The 16,504-nt window shown below is 65.5% G+C and carries 15 protein-coding genes; 4 read left to right on the top strand and 11 right to left on the bottom strand.

Going from position 1 to position 16,504, the window contains the following annotated elements:
- Positions 1-157: 157 nt before the first annotated feature.
- The 6 genes from KHO49_RS25395 to KHO49_RS25420 form a co-directional block, all read right to left on the bottom strand.
- Positions 158-958 carry an amino acid ABC transporter ATP-binding protein gene (locus tag KHO49_RS25395; protein ID WP_249735846.1) on the bottom strand — a complete coding sequence of 267 codons (801 nt, stop codon included), beginning with the start codon at positions 956-958 and terminating at the stop codon, positions 158-160.
- Between the two features lie 16 nt (positions 959-974).
- The gene (locus KHO49_RS25400; RefSeq protein WP_213666027.1) at positions 975-2,216 is read right to left on the bottom strand and encodes an NAD(P)/FAD-dependent oxidoreductase; all 1,242 of its coding nucleotides are present in this window, start codon (positions 2,214-2,216) and stop codon (positions 975-977) included.
- Positions 2,217-2,262: 46 nt separating this feature from the next.
- Positions 2,263-2,973, bottom strand: a complete 711-nt coding sequence (locus KHO49_RS25405) for an ABC transporter permease (RefSeq protein ID WP_016962591.1) — start codon at positions 2,971-2,973, stop codon at positions 2,263-2,265.
- On the bottom strand, positions 2,970-3,689 hold the full coding sequence (locus KHO49_RS25410; protein ID WP_110597106.1) for an ABC transporter permease: 720 nt from the start codon (positions 3,687-3,689) through the stop codon (positions 2,970-2,972). Before KHO49_RS25410 ends, KHO49_RS25405 begins: the two co-directional genes overlap by 4 nt.
- Positions 3,690-3,775: 86 nt before the next feature.
- Positions 3,776-4,528 carry a transporter substrate-binding domain-containing protein gene (locus KHO49_RS25415; protein ID WP_047285526.1) on the bottom strand — a complete coding sequence of 251 codons (753 nt, stop codon included), beginning with the start codon at positions 4,526-4,528 and terminating at the stop codon, positions 3,776-3,778.
- 16 nt (positions 4,529-4,544) lie between these two features.
- Positions 4,545-5,420 carry a MurR/RpiR family transcriptional regulator gene (locus KHO49_RS25420; RefSeq protein WP_213666028.1) on the bottom strand — a complete coding sequence of 292 codons (876 nt, stop codon included), beginning with the start codon at positions 5,418-5,420 and terminating at the stop codon, positions 4,545-4,547.
- 132 nt (positions 5,421-5,552) lie between these two features.
- Here KHO49_RS25420 and KHO49_RS25425 point away from each other — a divergent pair, with 132 nt between their 5' ends.
- The 4 genes from KHO49_RS25425 (at position 5,553) to nahK (ending at position 11,967) form a co-directional block, all read left to right on the top strand.
- A complete protein-coding gene (locus tag KHO49_RS25425) occupies positions 5,553-6,590 on the top strand; it encodes an Ldh family oxidoreductase (protein WP_213666029.1) in 1,038 nt (345 codons plus the stop codon).
- Between the two features lie 208 nt (positions 6,591-6,798).
- Complete coding sequence (locus tag KHO49_RS25430; RefSeq protein ID WP_213666030.1) at positions 6,799-7,983, top strand: porin; 1,185 nt, start codon at positions 6,799-6,801, stop codon at positions 7,981-7,983.
- A 254-nt stretch (positions 7,984-8,237) separates the two neighbouring features.
- Positions 8,238-9,401 carry a nitric oxide-sensing protein NosP gene (nosP, locus tag KHO49_RS25435; protein ID WP_110597109.1) on the top strand — a complete coding sequence of 388 codons (1,164 nt, stop codon included), beginning with the start codon at positions 8,238-8,240 and terminating at the stop codon, positions 9,399-9,401.
- Positions 9,331-11,967 carry a hybrid sensor histidine kinase/response regulator NahK/ErcS' gene (gene nahK, locus KHO49_RS25440; RefSeq protein ID WP_213666031.1) on the top strand — a complete coding sequence of 879 codons (2,637 nt, stop codon included), beginning with the start codon at positions 9,331-9,333 and terminating at the stop codon, positions 11,965-11,967. The genes nosP and nahK overlap by 71 nt, the downstream gene beginning before the upstream one ends.
- Positions 11,968-12,374: 407 nt before the next feature.
- On the opposite strand, the gene KHO49_RS25445 is transcribed toward nahK, so the two are convergent.
- From KHO49_RS25445 to KHO49_RS25465, 5 genes are all read right to left on the bottom strand, one after another.
- Positions 12,375-13,040 carry a response regulator transcription factor gene (locus KHO49_RS25445; RefSeq protein ID WP_015635003.1) on the bottom strand — a complete coding sequence of 222 codons (666 nt, stop codon included), beginning with the start codon at positions 13,038-13,040 and terminating at the stop codon, positions 12,375-12,377.
- 46 nt (positions 13,041-13,086) lie between these two features.
- Positions 13,087-13,629 (bottom strand): PQQ-dependent catabolism-associated CXXCW motif protein, encoded by a 543-nt coding sequence (locus KHO49_RS25450; RefSeq protein WP_213666032.1) that lies wholly within the window; start codon positions 13,627-13,629, stop codon positions 13,087-13,089.
- Positions 13,630-13,970: 341 nt separating this feature from the next.
- Positions 13,971-14,765 (bottom strand): lanthanide ABC transporter permease protein PedC, encoded by a 795-nt coding sequence (locus KHO49_RS25455; protein WP_123392772.1) that lies wholly within the window; start codon positions 14,763-14,765, stop codon positions 13,971-13,973.
- Positions 14,762-15,520: a lanthanide ABC transporter ATP-binding protein PedB/LutE gene (locus tag KHO49_RS25460; RefSeq protein ID WP_213666033.1), complete on the bottom strand. Its 759-nt coding sequence runs from the start codon at positions 15,518-15,520 to the stop codon at positions 14,762-14,764. Before KHO49_RS25460 ends, KHO49_RS25455 begins: the two co-directional genes overlap by 4 nt.
- The gene (locus KHO49_RS25465) at positions 15,517-16,491 is read right to left on the bottom strand and encodes a YVTN family beta-propeller repeat protein (protein WP_213666034.1); all 975 of its coding nucleotides are present in this window, start codon (positions 16,489-16,491) and stop codon (positions 15,517-15,519) included. The genes KHO49_RS25460 and KHO49_RS25465 overlap by 4 nt, the downstream gene beginning before the upstream one ends.
- Between the last annotated feature and the right edge of the window lie 13 nt (positions 16,492-16,504).

The following is a 16,504-nucleotide window of genomic DNA, read 5'->3' on the forward strand; positions in this document are numbered from 1 at the left end:
GGTTGTTAAATCGGGCGAGCGACGATTCAAGTAAGTCTACTCGTCCTAGAAAAACGGACTGTCCCCTTTTGATCGATAGCAGTCTTTCACTAAGTGCAGCAATAAATAGCTCTACTTAAGCTAAACAGACACCGCAAAATACGCGGCGCCCATCCACTCAATGCACAATCTGCGCAAGAAACGCCTTAGCCCTCTCACTCTTCGGCGCCCCAAAAAACTCCTCCGGCGGCGCATCTTCAACGATGCGTCCACCATCGAGAAACAACACCCGCTCCGCCACCTGCCGCGCAAACCCCATCTCATGGGTCACGCAAAGCATGGTCATCCCACTCCCGGCCAGTTTCACCATCACATCCAACACCTCACTCACCATCTCCGGGTCCAGAGCCGAAGTCGGTTCATCAAACAACATAATCTTCGGCTCCATGCACAACGCCCGGGCAATCGCCACGCGCTGTTGCTGCCCACCTGAAAGCTGGCTCGGGTACTTATCCGCCTGATTCTCAATCCCCACCTTGGCCAGAAACCCCCGCGCCAGTTCTTCAGCCTTTTTCCGCGACAACCCGCGCACGGTCATCGGTGCCAGGGTGCAGTTGTCCAGCACGCTCATGTGTGGGAACAGGTTGAAGTGCTGGAACACCATGCCCACTTGGCTGCGCACCTGGGCGGCTTCGCGGGTGTTTTGCGAGAGGTCGGTGCGGTCCACCAGGATGCGACCTTTTTCGGCAATCTCCAGGCGGTTGATGCAGCGAATCAGGGTCGATTTACCCGAGCCGGAAGGCCCGCAGAGGACGATGCGTTCGCCCTGACGTACCTTGAGGTCGATGTCGTGCAATACGTGAAAGGCGCCGTAGAACTTGTTCAGCCCGGCAATATCGATCACCACTTCACGCGGGTCGGCAATGGGCTGAACGGGCGCTTGGGAGGCGGCGGGAAGCGGGGCGGTCTGGGTCTGCATGGCGGTTCTCCGTCGGTCAGTTGAAGCGCTCGGCGCGGTAGGGGGTGGGGTCGGTAAAGGGCGTTTCGCCGGTGACCATCTGCGCCAGCAACTGGCCGCTCACCGGGCCCAGGGTCAGGCCGTGGTGGGCGTGGCCGAAGTTGAACCACAGGCCGGGGTGGCGCGGGGCCGGGCCGATCACCGGGCACATGTCCGGCAGGCACGGGCGGCGGCCCAGCCAGGGTTCGGCGTCGAGGCGTTCGCCCAGGGGGTAGAAGTTCCGGGCCAGGGCTTCGCAGCGGCGCAGTTGGATTTCGTTGATGGGGTCGTCGCGGTCGGCGAATTCGATGCCGGTGGTCAGGCGGATGCCGCCCACCATCGGCGCCAGGACGTAGCCGCCCACCGGGTCGAGGATCGGGTGCTGCAAGCGGGTGCCGGGCAGGGCGGCGTAGTGCATGTGGTAGCCGCGCTTGATCGCCAGGGGGATGCGGTAGCCCAGGGGTTCGAAGATGCCGCTGGCTTGCGGGCCCAGCGCCACCACCACTTCCTGGGCGGTGATCGGGCCGAGTTCGCTGTGCACCTGCCAGCCGCCTTCGATCTGGGTCAGGCTCAGGGCTTCACCGATGACGAATTGGCCGCCGCGCTGCTTGAACAATTCGGCGTAGCCGCGGGTCAGGCCGCCGGGGTCGCTGACGGTCTTGGGGTCGAGCCAGTGCAGGCCGCCTACTACGTCTTGGTGCAGGCCGGGTTCCAGGGCCAGCAGTGCAGTGCGGTCCAGTACCCGGTAGTTGAGCTGGTAGTCGCGCAGGTCGGCGGCGGCGCGTTGGGCGAAGTCGAAGGCCTCTTGGTCGTTGAAGGCTTCGATCCAGCCGCCGTCGGCGATCAGCTCCAGCATGTTGGCCGGGCGGGCCAGGGCCAGGTGTTCGGTGACGCAACGCTCGATCAGCGGCAGCATGGCGCGGGTGGCGGCGGCCAGGCCCTTGGGCGAGGAGTGGCGCCAGTATTGCAGCAGCCAGGGGCCGGCCTTGGGCAGGTGGCGCAGGCTGTAGCGCACGTCCGATTGCTGGTTGAGGCCGTAGCGCACCAGCTTGGTCACTTCCCGGGGGAAGGCGTAGGGAATCACGCTGGCGCGTTCGATCAGCCCGGCGTTGCCGTGGCTGGTGCCGTTGCCCGGGGGCTGGCGGTCCAGCAGGACCACATGGCGGCCGCGGGCCTGCAGGTGCAGGGCGCTGCTGACGCCGACGATTCCGGCGCCCAGAACGAGGGTTTGGCAATGCATGTTTCAGTCCTTATGACAGGGGCCGCGCGGCGGCCCGCTAAAGGGTTCAGTTCAGGTGCCGGCCCAGGCGGCCTTCCAGGTATTTGAGGCTGCGCCGCACCACTTCGACGATCAGCAGGTAGAGCACCGCAGCCCACAGGTAGATCTGGAAATCGAAGCTGCGGGAGAAGGCCAGTTTGGTCACCCCCATCAGGTCGTAGATGGTCACCAGGGAGGCGATGGCGCTGGCCTTGATCATCAGGATCAGCTCGTTGCCCAGCGGCCCGATGGCGATCAGCAGCGACTGCGGCAGGATCACTTTGCGAAACGCGGTCCAGCGCGACAGGCTCAGGGCCTTGCAGGCTTCGCGCTGGCCCTGGGCCACAGCCAGCAGGCTGCCGCGCAGAATCTCCGCCTGGTAGGCGGCGGTGTTCAGGGTGAAGGCCAGCAGGGTGCAGAACCACGCGTCGCGGAAGAACCACCACAGGCCCACGTCTTGCCAGAAGCCTTTGAACGAGCCCAGGCCGTAATACAGCATGAACAGCTGGGCCAGCAGCGGCGAGCCGCGGAAGAAGTACACGTAGGCCCCGGTGAAGCGCCGCAGGAACTGATTGCTGGACAGTCGCCCAAGGGCGATCAGCAGGCCGAGCACGGCGCCCAGGCTGAAGGAAATCGCCACCAGTTTGGCGGTCACCAGCAGGCCGTCGATAAAGCGCGGGCCGTAGCGTTCCAGCAGTTCCTGGTTGAGGAACAGGTTCAGCAGGTCATCCAGGCTCATGGTTGCAGGCTCCGTTGCGCACGGTTGAAGCGCCGTTCAAGAAAGCTGAACAGGTGCCCCGACAGCGCCGAGAAGAACAGGTAGCCCAAGCAGGCCACGCTGTAGAACAGCATGGGTTCCTTGGTCACGCTGACCGCGAGGTTGGTCTGGCGCATCAGGTCCACCAGGGAAATGGTCGACACCAGCGAGGTGTCCTTGAGCAGCGACAGCCAGTTATTGGAAAGCCCCGGCAGGGCGATGCGCGTCAGTTGCGGCAGCAGCACCCGGGTGAAGGTGGTGCGGCGCGACAGGCTCAGGGCGCTGGCGGCTTCGTACTGGCCCTTGGGCAGGGTCTTGAACGCGGCCAGCCAGATCTCGCTGGAGAAGGCGGCGAACACCAGGCTGAAGGCGATCATCGCGGCGACGAAGGTGTTGATCGCCACTTCACCGGGGTAGCCCAGGGCGCCGAGGATCTTCTGCGCGGCAATCTGGCAGCCGTAGTAGATGATCAGCAGGGTCAACAGCTCCGGCAGGCCGCGAAACACCGTGGAAAAGGTCGTGGCCCAGGCCCGCGCCCAGCGGTTTTTCGAGCGCGCGGCCAGGGCTACGGCGAGGCCCAGGGGCAGGCCGATGGGCACGCAGGCCAGCGCCAGGGCGATGGTCACCAGGGCCCCGGCGAGCAAGGCCGAGCCCCAGCCGCCGCTGGCAAAGGACAGGAGTGACAGCTGTTCGAACATGCGCGAACCCTCAGGAAAATTGAACCGTGCAGGGCGCCGCCGCGCTCAAGGGAGCGCGGGGCAAGGGCAGCGGCAAAGGCGGGCGGTCAGTAGATGTCGAAGGCGAAGTAGCGGCTGGAGATCTGCTTGTAGGTGCCGTTGGCGACGATCTCGTCCAGGGCCTTGTTCAGGCGCTCGCGCAGGGCGTTGTCTTCCTTGCGCACGGCGATGGAAGCGTCGGCGGTGGTGCCATTGACGTCGCCGATGATCTTGCAGCAGTCCTTGCCGGCGCTTTCAGCCCAGGCCAGCAGCGGGAATTTGTCGGCAATCACCCCGTCCACGCGGCCGGCGGCCAGGTCGCTGTTGGCTTCGTCCAGGGTCGGGTAGAACTTCACGTCGGCGCCGGCCGGGCCGTAGTGGTCCTCGGCGTAGATGGCCTGGGTCGAGGAGGCCTGGGCGCCCACGGTGCGGCCCTTGAAGTTGGTCTGGGCGTCGGTGATGTCCGAGTCCTTGGCCACGGCCACCGACAGCGGGGTGCGGTAGTAGTGGTTGCTGAAGGCGATCTTCTTCTTGCGCTCGTCGGTGGCGATCATCGAGGCCACCACGGCGTCGTATTTCTTCGCCAGCAGCGCCGGGATGATGCCTTCCCAGTCCTGGGCGACGATCTGGCACTCGACCTGCATCTGCTTGCACAGGGCGTTGGCGATGTCCACGTCAAAGCCGTGCAGCTGGTTGTTGGAGTCCACGTAGTTGAAGGGCGGGTAGGCGCCTTCGGTGGCGATCTTCAGGGTTTCGGCCTGGGCCGTGGAGGCGGCGATGACCAGGGCGCAAGCGCCGGCGAAGCGGAGGACGTTGTTCATGGAGCACCTCGGTTATTTATTGTTTTGGTCGGGCGGACGATGTGTAACCAACAAACTCGTTATGCAGGGCAGCGGTGGCTTCCAGGCGTTTTTCCACCTCGGGTCCCAGGTGCTTGCACACCTCGTTGACCAGCAGGTGCACCAGCGACAGCATGGCCGCGGTGGACTCCCAGAACAGGTTGAATTCAGTGGGCACGCGGAACACCTCGTCGGCGTTCTGCTCGGCCCAGTCGCAGAAGGTGTCGGTGACCAGGGTCACCGGAATCCCCGCCTCGCGGGCCTTGTGGCACAGGGTCAGGGCGTGGCGCGAGTAGCGCCGGGCCTCGAACACCACCAGGGCGCAGTCTTCGGCGGGGCTGAGCAGTACGTCGGCGAAATGCCCGGCGGCGCCGTCCACCAGGTGCACGCCGTCGCGCAGGTATTGCAGCAGGTGGACCATGGAGGCGGCGATGCCGCGCTCGGTCTGGAACCCCGCCACGTACACCCGGCGCCGGCTGGCCAGGCGCCGGACCACGGTCTGCCAGGCCGGGGTCAGGCTGTATTCGTAGACCTTGACCAGCGCGCCGACTTCCAGCTCGAAACTGCGGGGCAGGCCCTGGGCCGCCGGGTTGGGCTGCTGGCGAAATTCCTGCAGGCGGTCGCCCACCAGCCACGGGCCTTCGCCGAGGTCGTTCTTCAGGTCGTTTTTCAGGTCCTTGAAATGGCTGTAGCCGATGGCGCGGCAGAAGCGGCCGACGCTGGATTCGCTGACACCGAGTTTTTCGGCGATGTCGGCGGCGGTCTGGAAGGGCAGTTCGTAGAGGTTGGCCAGCATGTAGCTGGCAATCGCCCGGCCCGACGCGGTGGCGCTGGACAAGCTGCTTTCAAGGCGTTGTTTGATGGGCTGGCTCATGGCCGCTCCTGGTTTTTATTGACCGCTGGAAACGGAAAATGAAGGTTTTCTGTCATGAAGTCAACATTTGACAGTTAACTGGCGTGACGCGATAGTCAGGCACCTTCCAATAACAATTCCAATGGAGCTGCCATGTCCCAAGCGACCCTGGTGCAGGCTGATGTCGAGTACCTCGACCTGCCGGCCTTGACCGACTTGCTGCAACGCATTTTTCTTCGCCACGGCACCTCTGCCGAGGTGGCCCGGGTGCTGGCCGACAACTGCGCCCGCGCTGAGCGCGACGGTTCCCACAGCCACGGGGTGTTCCGCATTCCCGGTTACCTGTCGTCCCTGGCCAGCGGTTGGGTGAATGGGCAGGCGCTGCCGCAAGTGGAGGATGTGGCCCCCGGCGTGGTGGCGGTGGACGCCGCAGGCGGCTTCGCCCAGCCGGCCCTGGCAGCGGCCCGCGAGCTGCTGCTGAGCAAGGCCCGCAGCGCCGGGATCGCGGTGCTGGCGATTCGTAATTCCCATCACTTCGCCGCCCTGTGGCCGGATGTCGAACCCTTTGCTGAAGAAGGGCTGGTGGCCCTGAGCCTGGTCAACAGCATGACCTGCGTGGTGCCCCACGGCGCCCAGCGGCCGCTGTTCGGCACCAACCCGATTGCCTTCGCCGCCCCCCGCGAGGGCGCCGAGCCCATCGTCTTCGACCTGGCCACCAGCGCCATCGCCCACGGCGATGTGCAGATCGCCAAGCGCCAGGGCCAGCAGTTGCCACCGGGCATGGGGGTGGACCGCGACGGCCAGCCCACTTGCGACCCGGCAGCGATTCTCGACGGCGGCGCCTTGCTGCCCTTTGGCGGGCACAAGGGCTCGGCGTTGTCGATGATGGTGGAGCTGTTGGCGGCGGCGCTGACCGGCGGCAATTTCTCCTTCGAGTTCGACTGGTCGCAACACCCGGGGGCGCAAACGCCCTGGACCGGGCAACTGCTGATCGTCATCGACCCCAGCCACCTGGGCGGCGGGCGGTTTGCCCAGCGCAGCGGCGAGCTGGTGCGGCAGATGCAGGCCGTGGGCCTGGAGCGCATGCCCGGCGACCGACGCTACCGCACCCGGGCCAAATCCCTGGAGCACGGCATTCCCCTGGCCGTTGCCGAGCTGGCGCGGCTGCGCGCTTTGGCGGCCGAGGCTTAAGGCCTTATCCCTTGGCACCGGGGTCGATAAACCCTTGGTGCTACTCCAGGTAGTGGGCCCGGTAGCGGTCCGGTCGTGGATCGGATTTGCCGCTCCCTGCCAGCCCCTCCAAAGCACCGTGAACTTGCCCCCAAGGCAGCCTATGGGCGGCCTTGGCGCGTTTCGATAATCGCCTCCGACATTTCGTCCCCCGTTTGCGGAGCGCGCCATGCATAACAATAAGAACTGCCAGTACCCTCTGATTCCGGCCCTGCTCGTCGGCCTGTCGACCCTTGGCCTGGGCACTGTCGCCGAAGCCGAGATCATGCTGTACGACAAGGACCAGACCACCTTTTCCACCGACGGCTACGTCAACGCCTTCTACGTCAACAGTGACGTCGACCGCGCCGGCGAGCAGTACGACCGCCGCCAGGCGCGGGTGAAGATGGGCTTTCTGCCCAACTACCTGGGCTTCAACATGGGCAAGCAGGTGGACGACCTCAAGCTCGGCGCCCGGGCCTCATTCTGGGTGACCATCAACGACAGCGAAACCAACGGCACCGACACCGCCATCGACGTGCGCCAGTTCTACGGCACCGTGGCCAACCCGGAGTGGGGCGAGGTGCTGATCGGCAAGGACTTCGGCCTGTTCGCCCGTTCCAACATCCTGCTCGATGAAATGCTCGCCGGGTACGGCCAGGTCAGCGACAGCCTGGGGCTGGTGGACGGCGGCGGGGTGTCGTTCGGCAACATCGGCAGCGGTTACCCCTATCCCTTTCCGTCGTCGCAGATCACTTACCGCAGCCCGGTGATGGACGGCCTGCGGGTGGCGGTGGGCATCCTCGACCCGGTGGACACCAACGACAGCAGCGCCCTGGGCAAGGCCTACCAGAAGAACCCGCGCACCGAGAGCGAAATTACCTATCAGTTCGACCTGGGCGGGGCCAAGTTCTACAGCTGGCTCAACGGCAGCTACCAGACCTCCGACAACACCGACCCCAACGTGCAGTCAGTGACTTCCAAGGGCCTGGGTTATGGCCTGCAGGCGAAGATGGGCGGACTGTCCCTGACCGGTTCCGGGTTCCAGGCCAAGGGCATCAACCCGTTCTTTACCAACAATGCCGGCGAGGCCACCCTGCGCAATGTCGACAGCAAGGGCTACCTGCTGCAGGGCTCGTACAAGGTGGGCAAGAACCGCCTGGCGCTGTCCTACGGCAAGACAAAGGACGACGGCAACGGCGTAGTCGGCAGCGGCGCCGATTACCAGACCCGGGGCGTGGCGCTGTTCCACGACATCAACGACAACCTCAAGCTGGTGGCCGAGTACAACCAGTTCGAGATCGACGGCCACCACACCACCGCGCAGAACGAAAACACCGACACCTTCGCCGTGGGTGCGGTACTGACCTGGTAACCCCAGCGTCGGCCCTGGCGTGCGCATCGCGCCCGGGCCGGCGCCCCCTCCATTCCCCATATCTCCCGCATGTCCCGTAGGAGCCGGCTTGCCGGCGAAGCGGCCCGCCAGCCTTGCACCAGCCCGGCCGACACTTTCGCTGGCAAGCCAGCGCCTACGCCCATGGAACCGGCTACCCGCTACCCAAGTAGCATTCGTGCCCCGGGGCCGGCTTCGTACACTCATTGCTCAGACAACCCGCGCCGGAGGCGACGATGCAGCAAGCCCAGAGCGAGGGCGTGGTCAGCGCCATGTCCCAGGCCGTCGATCCGCAGCAGGTGGCCCAGGACCTGGCCAGCCAGCTGCTGCATCCGCACCTGGGCTTCGTGCTGTTCTTCTGTTCCGCCGAATACCCCTTGCAAACCCTCGGCCCGGCCCTGCAGCAGAGCTTTGGCGGCATCCCCCTGGTGGGCTGCACCAGCGCCGGGGAAATCACTCCGCTGGGCTATGGGCGCAACTGCGTGACCGCCATCGGCTTCGACCACCGGCACTTTTCCATCGCCGCCGAACTCATCGACCAGATGGAGCACTTCAGCCTGATCGATGCTCAGCAGATGGTGGAGCGCCTGGTGGGCCGCTGCCGCAGCAACACCCTGGCGCCGATCAAGGGCAACAGCTTCGCCCTGACCCTGCTGGACGGCCTGTCGAGCCGCGAGGAAATGGTCCTGGCCGCCCTCAGCGCGGCCCTGGGGGACATTCCGCATTTCGGCGGTTCGGCCGGCGATGACAACTACCTGACCCACACCCACGTGTATTTCGGCGGCGAGTTCCACAGCGGCGCGGCGGTGGTGGTGCTGGTCAACACCTGGCTGGATTTCGAGGTGTTCACCACCCACCACATCCTGCCCCGGGAAGAAAAACTGGTGGTCACCGGGGCCGACAGCGCCTCGCGCCGGGTCTATGAACTGAACGCCGAGCCCGCCGCCGAGGAGTACGCGCGGCTGATCGGCGTGCCCCTGGCGCAGCTCGACCACCGGGTGTTCGCCGCCCACCCGCTGGCGGTGCGCATCAACCAGCACTACTACGTGCGCGCGGTGCAGCAGGTGCACCCGGACCTGAGCCTGAGTTTCTACTGCGCGGTGGAGAACGGCATCGTCCTCACCGCCATGACCCCCGGCCCCTTGCTGCCCAACCTGCAACAGCTGTTCGACGGCTTGCAGCAGCGCCTCGGCGGGCTGTTGCTGACCATCGGCTGCGACTGCTTTTTGCGCCGCCTGGAGCTGGAGGATCGCGGCAGCCTGGACCAGATCGGGGCCTTTTTGCGGGAACAACGGGTGATGGGTTTCAACACCTACGGAGAACAGTTCAATGGCATGCACATCAACCAGACCTTCACCGGGGTCGCCATTGCCCGCAGTCGAACTCCGGCCCGCCGCTGAGCTGCAAGCGCAGCTCGATGACCTGCAGCGCGAGAACCGTAAGCTGCGGCGCATCAACGAGGCGCTGATCGAACGGGTCGAATCCGGCATCACCCGGGGCAACGACCCTTATGCGGCGTTCCAGCATTCGGTGGTGCTGGCCGAGCAGGTGCGCGAACGCACCGACGCCCTGAACCAGGCCATGGCCGAGCTCAAGGCCGGCAACCATTTGCTCAGCGAAGCGCGGCTGCGGGCCGAGACGGCCCACCAGCACCTGATCGACGCCATCGAGAGCATTTCCGACGCCTTCGTGCTGTTCGACCAGGAGCAGCGCATCGTCCTGTTCAACAGCCGCTTCCGCGCCTTCTGGAGCCACAGCCGGGTACGGATCATGGCCGGCATGCGCCTGTCAGAAGTGCGTCGGCTGATGACCAGCACCGGGCTGTTCAGTGAAGAACCGCGCAGCGCCGGCGACGAACAACTGCTGTATCGCCTGCACAACGGCCGCTGGTTGCAGGTCAGCGAGCGGCCGACCCGGGAGGGCGGGCGGGTGATCCTGTTCACCGACATTACCGAGGTCAAGCACAGCGAAACCCTGCGCCGGGAACAGGCGGTGGCGCAGAAATCCCACCTGCTGCAACGGGCGGTGGACAACCTGTCCCAGGGCGTGGCCATGGTCAACGCCGAGGGCATCCTCGAACTGTGGAACCGGCGCTTCCTCGAACTCAGCGGGTTGGCCCCGGTGGCCGCGCACCGCTTGTTTGCCGAGGTCATCGGCGACAGCGAGCTGAGCCTGCTGACCCCCGCCAGCCGCGACGGCAATGGCCGGGTGATCCATGAATGCGAGCAGCGTTTGAGCGATGGCCGGGTGCTGGAGATTCGCACCCATCCGCTGCCCACCGGCGGCTTCGTCAACACCTTCACCGACATCACCGAGCGCTACCAGCACGCTGAGGCCCTGAGCGAAAGCGAGCGCTGGATTCGCCTGATCACCGACCATGTGCCGGCGCTGATCGCCTACCTGAATGCCGATCTGGTGTACGAGTTCACCAACAAGGTCTACGAGGAATGGTACTGCTGGCCGCGCGGCGTGATGCTTGGCCAGAGCCTGCGCGAGGTGCACAGCGAACAGCACTACCAGCGCCTGGAAAGCTATGTGGAACGGGCCCTGGCCGGGGAGAGCGTGACCTTCGAATTCGCCGAAACCAACATCAACAACCAGGAGCGCTACATGCTGCGCTCCTACGTGCCCAACCGCCTGGCCAATGGCGAAGTGGTGGGGATCTTCGTGCTGATCCGCGACATCACCGAGCGCCGGCGCACCGCCGAGGCGCTGCATCAGGCCTACCAGAACCTGGAACTGCGGGTGCGCGAACGCACCGCCGAACTGACCACCCTCAACCAGCAGCTTTTGCGCGAGATCGAAGAGCGCAGCCGGGTCGAATCACGCTTGCGCGAGGCCAAGGCCGAGGCCGAACGGGCCAACCTGTCGAAGACCAAGTTCCTCGCCGCGGTGAGCCACGACCTGCTGCAACCCCTGAACGCCGCGCGGCTGTTTACCAGCGCCTTGCTGGAGCGGCGCGATCCCCAGGCCAGCAGCGCCCTGGTGCGCAATGTCAGCAACTCCCTGGAGGATGTGGAAAACCTGCTGGGCACCCTGGTGGACATTTCCAAGCTCGATGCCGGGGTGATCAAGGCCGATATCGCGCCCTTTGCCTTGAGCGAGCTGCTGGAAAACCTCGCCGCCGAGTACGCCCAGGTGGCCCGCAGCGAAGGCCTGGAACTGCACTTCGTCGCGTGCTCGGCCTTGGTGCGCAGCGACATCCAGCTGCTGGCGCGGATTCTGCGCAACCTGTTGAGCAACGCCATCCGCTACACCCGCCAGGGCCGGGTGGTGCTGGGCTGCCGGCGCCAGGGGCGCTGGCTGTCGATCGAAGTCTGGGACAGCGGCATGGGCATCGCCGCCGAACGCCTGGAAGAAATCTTCCAGGAGTTCAAACGCGGCGAAGAACAGCGCCCGGACCAGGATCGCGGCCTGGGCCTGGGGCTGGCCATCGTCGAGAAGATTGCCGGGATTCTCGGGCACCGCATCGGCGTGCGCTCCTGGCCGGGGCGCGGTTCGGTGTTCAGCGTGCAGGTGCCCATCAGCGCCAGCGCGCCCTTGCCGGCGCCGCGCCCGGAACTGGGGGAAGCCCTGCTGGAGCGTTTGCACGGCGCGCGGATCTGGGTGCTGGATAACGACGCGGCGATCTGCGCCGGCATGCGCACCCTGCTCGAAGGCTGGGGCTGCCAGGTGATCACCGCCTTGTCCGAAGAAGACCTGGCGCGCCAGGTGGACGACTACCGCGCCGAGGCCGATCTATTGATCGCCGACTATCACCTGGACCAGCAACAGAACGGCATCGACGCCGTGGCACGAATCAACGCCCGGCGCGCCCTGGCGATCCCGGCGATGATGATCACCGCCAACTACAGCAACGAGCTCAAACAACAACTGCGCGAACTGGGCCACACCCTGATGCACAAACCGGTGCGCCCGATGAAACTCAAGACCGCCATCAGCCACCTGCTGACGCCCCCCGTGTAGCCGCTGCCGCAGGCTGCGCCCGGCTCCGCAGGAGACGCCAACCCTGTCAGCGCGGTCTACCAGAACAACCCGCGTAGTTCGATTCACCGCCATGGCGTTAGTCGCAATGAATGCGCCGGTCTTCAGATCGCTGAAGGGCCTTCGGCCCTTGTCGCAGCCTCGCCAAAGGCTCGGCAGCGGCTACAGGACTTGCAGGGCGTTGAAGGCTTCATGTAGCCGCTGCCGCAGGCTGCGCCCGGCTCCGCAGGAGACGCCAACCCTGGCAACGCGGTCTATCAGAACAACCCGCGTAACCCGATTCACCGCTACGGCGTTGGTCGCGATGAATGCGCCGGTCTTTAGATCGCTGGAAGGGCCTTCGGCCCTTGTCGCAGCCTCGCCGAAGGCTCGGCAGCGGCTACAGAGGGTTAGCGGCGCAGGTAGGCGCCGAAATCGATATCACCGGCGCTGAGGATCGCTTGCACCCGGTTGTGCACGTTGAGCTTGCGCAGAATCGCCGAGACGTGGGCCTTCACTGTGGTTTCGGCAATGTCCAGGGTGTAGGCGATCTGTTTGTTGGACTCGCCCTTGGTCATGCGTTCCAGCACCAGCAGCTGTTTGCGGGTCAGGGCTTGCAGCAGTTCCGGGGGAAAGCTCGGGGTCTCGCTGCTGCGCCGCCCCGGCTGGCTTTTCTGGGTGCGGATGATGTCCGGCGGCAGGTACACGTTGCCATTGAGGATCTGTTCGATGGCGTCGGTCATCTGCGAGCGCGCCGAGGATTTGGTGATGAAGCCGACGGCGCCGTAGGTGATGGCCTGGAGCACGATCTGCTTGTCCTGCTCGGCGGAGACGATCACCACCGGAATGGTTGGCGCTTCGTTGCGCAGGGTGATCAGGCCGTTGAGGCCGTGCATGCCGGGCATGTTCAGGTCGAGCAGGATCAGGTCCAGATCGTCGTGCTCCTGAGTCAGGGCCAGGGCGCTGTCCAGGTCGGCGGTTTCCATCACCTCGCTGCCGGGAAATCCGTCGCTGATGACGTTGTGGATGGCTTCGCGAAACAGTGGGTGATCGTCGGCTATCAGAATTTTATACATGGCCTTTCACCTCGTTATTGTGATTGTGCAGGGGGCTTTTGCGGCTTCAGGGAAAGGCTTCCGGCTGGGCCGCCACCACCGGCAACCCGGCGGCCTCCCAGGCGTCCAGGCCGTCGCGATACCAGTAGAGGGAGGTATAGCCCAAGGCTGCGGCGCGTTTTACCGCGTTCCAGCTCAGCCAGCAATCGGCGCGGCAATAAAAGACCAGCGGTCGTTGCCGATTACCGGCGCTGAGCTGTTGCAGGTAGCGGTTGAAGTAGTGCTGCCACTCGGGGCTCAGTTCGCCGTCGCCGGTATTGGCCAGCCAGTGGCTGCCGGGCAGGTTGGCGTGGGGCTCGCTGTCGATGAAACGGCCTTGCAGCCATTGCCGGCGATAGACGTCGATCAGCAGCGGTTTGGGCTGCTGCTGGAGCAGGGCCTGCAAGCCTTGAGTGTCGATGATCTGCGCGGCCTCTACCTGCGTGGGCGTCGGGCTGCGGTAGAGGCGGGTGCGATAGCCGTCGGCGGAAAACAGCGGAGTCTCGGCGTGGGCCATTCCCAGGGTCAGGCTCAGCGAGAGCAGGGCCAGGGTCTGCAGGGCACGGGGCATAAGGGGGTTGTCCTTCTTGTTATGGGCCCATTACATGCCAGCGCGGGTGCATTTGTGAATGCGACCATCGACAGCAAAAGCAGTACCAAAGTCGTAGGTCCTGGCTGGGCGACGCTCTTGCGCTTGTCTGTAGCCGCTGCCGCAGGCTGCGAACGGCTCCGAAGGAGACGCCAAACCTGGCAATGCGGTCTATCAGAACAACCCGCTTGGCTCGATTCACCGCCCTGGGGTTAGTCGCGATGAACGCGTGGGGCTTCGGATCGCTGGAAGGGCCTTTGGCCCTTGTCGCAGCCTCGCCCAAGGCTCGGCAGCGGCTACAGTGGCTCTTTATCTGGAGATACCTAGGCGGTGCTTTTGCGCAGGGCGGCGTGCTGCGGGTTGAAGGTCAGCACTGCCAGCACGGAGAACACCAGGGTCAGGCCCAGGCACACGGCCAGGGCCAGGAGGTTGAGGCGTTGATACAGGGCGAAGCGCACCAGCTCCACGGCGTGGGTGAAGGGGTTGAGGGCGCACAACCAGTACAGCCAGGGGCTGGCTTCGAGCATCTTCCACAGCGGGTACAGCGCCGAGGACAGGAAGAACAGCGGGAAGATCACGAAGTTCATCACCCCGGCAAAGTTCTCCAGTTGGCGGATGGCGTTGGACAGCAGCAACCCCAGGGCGCTGAGCATCAGGGCCACCAGCAGCAGCGCCGGCAGGGCGGCCAGCAGGCCCATGGCTGGCGGTTGCACGCCATACAGCCAGGCCACGGCGAGGAAGGCGTAGACCTGCAGCAGCGAGATCAGCGAGGTGGCCAACAGCTTGCTGGCGAGCAGGAAGGCCCGGGGCAGGGGGCTGGTGAGCAGCACGCGCATGCTGCCCATTTCCCGGTCGTAGACCATCGACAGCGAGCCCTGCATGCCGTTGAACAGCAGGATCATGCAGGCCAGCCCTGGGACGATGTAGACCTCGTAGGGAATGTAGGTGCTGTAGGGCTCGATGATGGCGATGCCCAGGGCCGCGCGAAAGCCGGCGGCGAACACCAGCAGCCATAGCAGCGGCCGCACCAGGGCGCTGAGAAAGCGCGTGCGTTGCAGCACGAAGCGCAGCCATTCGCGCAGCACGATGCCGCGCAGGCATTGCCAGTAGGCGTTCATGCGAGCGGTTCTCCGATCGGGGCCGGGCGCGGCTGGGGATTCTGGGTCAGGCGGGCGAAGGCGGTGCCCAGGTCGCCGCCCTGTTCCTGGCTGATGGTGGCGGCCACGCCACTGGCCACCAGGCGCCCCTGATGCAGGATCAGCAACTGGTCGTCGACCTGCACTTCATCCAGCAGGTGGGTGGTCCAGAGCACGCTCAGGCGCTGTTCCTGGCACAGCTGGCGAATGTGCCGGTTGAGGGCCAGGCGACTGGCCGGGTCAAGGCCGGCGCTGGCTTCATCGAGCAGCAGCAGGCGCGGTTCGTGCAGCAGGGCGCGGGCGATTTCCACCCGTCGGCGGTGGCCGCCATTGAGGGCGCGGACGCTGTCCCGGCGCCGTTCGCTCAGGCCCTGGCGCGCCAGTTCGGCGTCGATTCGCGCCTGCCCCTGGCGCCGCGACAAACCGTGCAGCGCGGCGTGGTAGTGCAGGTTCTGCTCGACGCTCAGGTCCAGGTCCAGGGTGCTTTGCTGGAACACCACGCCGAGCTGGCGCAGGGCGGCGCGGGCGGCGTTGCGCAGCGAGCAGCCACCGACGCGGATGTCGCCCTGTTGCAGGTCGTAGAGCCTTGTGAGCAGGGCGATCAGGGTCGACTTGCCGGCGCCGTTGGGCCCCAGCAGGGCGGCAAAGCGTCCGGGAGCCAGGCTCAGGCTGACCTGATCGAGGGCCTGGCGCGGGCCATAGGCGAAGCTCAGCTGGCTGACCTCCAGGGCGTTCATGGGGTCACCACCACGCCCCAGGGATAGCGCCCGACCTTCACCGACTTGAGCACCTTGAGGCTGTTGACGTCGATCACCGAAACATCGCCGCTGACCCCGTTGGTGGCCAGCAACAGGCTCTGGTCCGGGGTGAATGCCAGCTGCCAGACCCGCCGCCCCACCAGCAGGTAGTCGAGGATCTCGTAGGTCTTGGCGTCGATCACCGCCACATGGTTGGCCGGGCCCAGGGCGACGAAGGCGTACTTGCCGTCGGCGCTGAGCTTGATGCCCACCGGCTGCACCTTGTCCGGGTGCACGCCCTTGATCTTGAAGTTCAGGGTCTTGAGCACCTGGCGCGTGGCCACGTCGAGGATGGTCACGGTGCCGCCGATTTCCGCCGAGGCCCAAAGCCTTGAGCCGTCCTGGTTGAACTCGACGAAGCGCGGGCGCTGGTCCACCAGGGTGCTGTCGGCCAGGGTCTGGGTGCTGGTGTCGATCCAGTGCAGCATGTTGGTGGTTTCGCTGGTGTTGACCGCCCACTTGCCGTCGGGGCTCACCGCCATGCCTTCGGGCTCGACCCCGACGTTGATCTGGCCGAGGACCTTGGCGGTCTCGGTGTCGATCACCGTGACCAGCGCATCGTCCTCGTTGGACACGTACAGCCAGCGGTTGTTGGGGTGCAGGGCGAACTGCTCGGGGTCCTTGCCGGACGGCAGCTCCTTGATGATCTTGCGGGTCGCTACGTCCATCACCTGGACCCGGTCCGAATCGCTGGCGCAGATGTACAGCAGCTTATTGTCATGGGACAGCAGCAACCCGCGCGGGCGCTGGCCCACCGGCAGGGTCTCGGTGACTTCCAGGGTCTGCAGGTCGATCAGGCTCAGGCTGTTGTCCTTTTCGTTGGAGACCCAGGCCGTGGCGGCCATGGCGTGCCCGGCGGCGAGCAGCAGGCCCGCGCAGAGGGCGGAGCGGCAGAGAAGAGGGCGGCGCATGGCGGATTCCTTG

The organism is Pseudomonas sp. RC4D1, assembly GCF_018390395.1.
Classification (GTDB): domain Bacteria; phylum Pseudomonadota; class Gammaproteobacteria; order Pseudomonadales; family Pseudomonadaceae; genus Aquipseudomonas; species Aquipseudomonas danubii.

Bases quoted from the DNA above. Each gene is read 5' to 3' on its own strand.
- KHO49_RS25395 (WP_249735846.1), bottom strand. From the start codon at position 958: ATGCAGACCCAGACCGCCCCGCTTCCCGCCGCCTCCCAAGCGCCCGTT.
- KHO49_RS25400 (WP_213666027.1), bottom strand. From the start codon at position 2,216: ATGCATTGCCAAACCCTCGTTCTGGGCGCCGGAATCGTCGGCGTCAGC.
- KHO49_RS25405 (WP_016962591.1), bottom strand. From the start codon at position 2,973: ATGAGCCTGGATGACCTGCTGAACCTGTTCCTCAACCAGGAACTGCTG.
- KHO49_RS25410 (WP_110597106.1), bottom strand. From the start codon at position 3,689: ATGTTCGAACAGCTGTCACTCCTGTCCTTTGCCAGCGGCGGCTGGGGC.
- KHO49_RS25415 (WP_047285526.1), bottom strand. From the start codon at position 4,528: ATGAACAACGTCCTCCGCTTCGCCGGCGCTTGCGCCCTGGTCATCGCC.
- KHO49_RS25420 (WP_213666028.1), bottom strand. From the start codon at position 5,420: ATGAGCCAGCCCATCAAACAACGCCTTGAAAGCAGCTTGTCCAGCGCC.
- KHO49_RS25425 (WP_213666029.1), top strand. From the start codon at position 5,553: ATGTCCCAAGCGACCCTGGTGCAGGCTGATGTCGAGTACCTCGACCTG.
- KHO49_RS25430 (WP_213666030.1), top strand. From the start codon at position 6,799: ATGCATAACAATAAGAACTGCCAGTACCCTCTGATTCCGGCCCTGCTC.
- nosP (WP_110597109.1), top strand. From the start codon at position 8,238: ATGCAGCAAGCCCAGAGCGAGGGCGTGGTCAGCGCCATGTCCCAGGCC.
- nahK (WP_213666031.1), top strand. From the start codon at position 9,331: ATGGCATGCACATCAACCAGACCTTCACCGGGGTCGCCATTGCCCGCA.
- KHO49_RS25445 (WP_015635003.1), bottom strand. From the start codon at position 13,040: ATGTATAAAATTCTGATAGCCGACGATCACCCACTGTTTCGCGAAGCC.
- KHO49_RS25450 (WP_213666032.1), bottom strand. From the start codon at position 13,629: ATGCCCCGTGCCCTGCAGACCCTGGCCCTGCTCTCGCTGAGCCTGACC.
- KHO49_RS25455 (WP_123392772.1), bottom strand. From the start codon at position 14,765: ATGAACGCCTACTGGCAATGCCTGCGCGGCATCGTGCTGCGCGAATGG.
- KHO49_RS25460 (WP_213666033.1), bottom strand. From the start codon at position 15,520: ATGAACGCCCTGGAGGTCAGCCAGCTGAGCTTCGCCTATGGCCCGCGC.
- KHO49_RS25465 (WP_213666034.1), bottom strand. From the start codon at position 16,491: ATGCGCCGCCCTCTTCTCTGCCGCTCCGCCCTCTGCGCGGGCCTGCTG.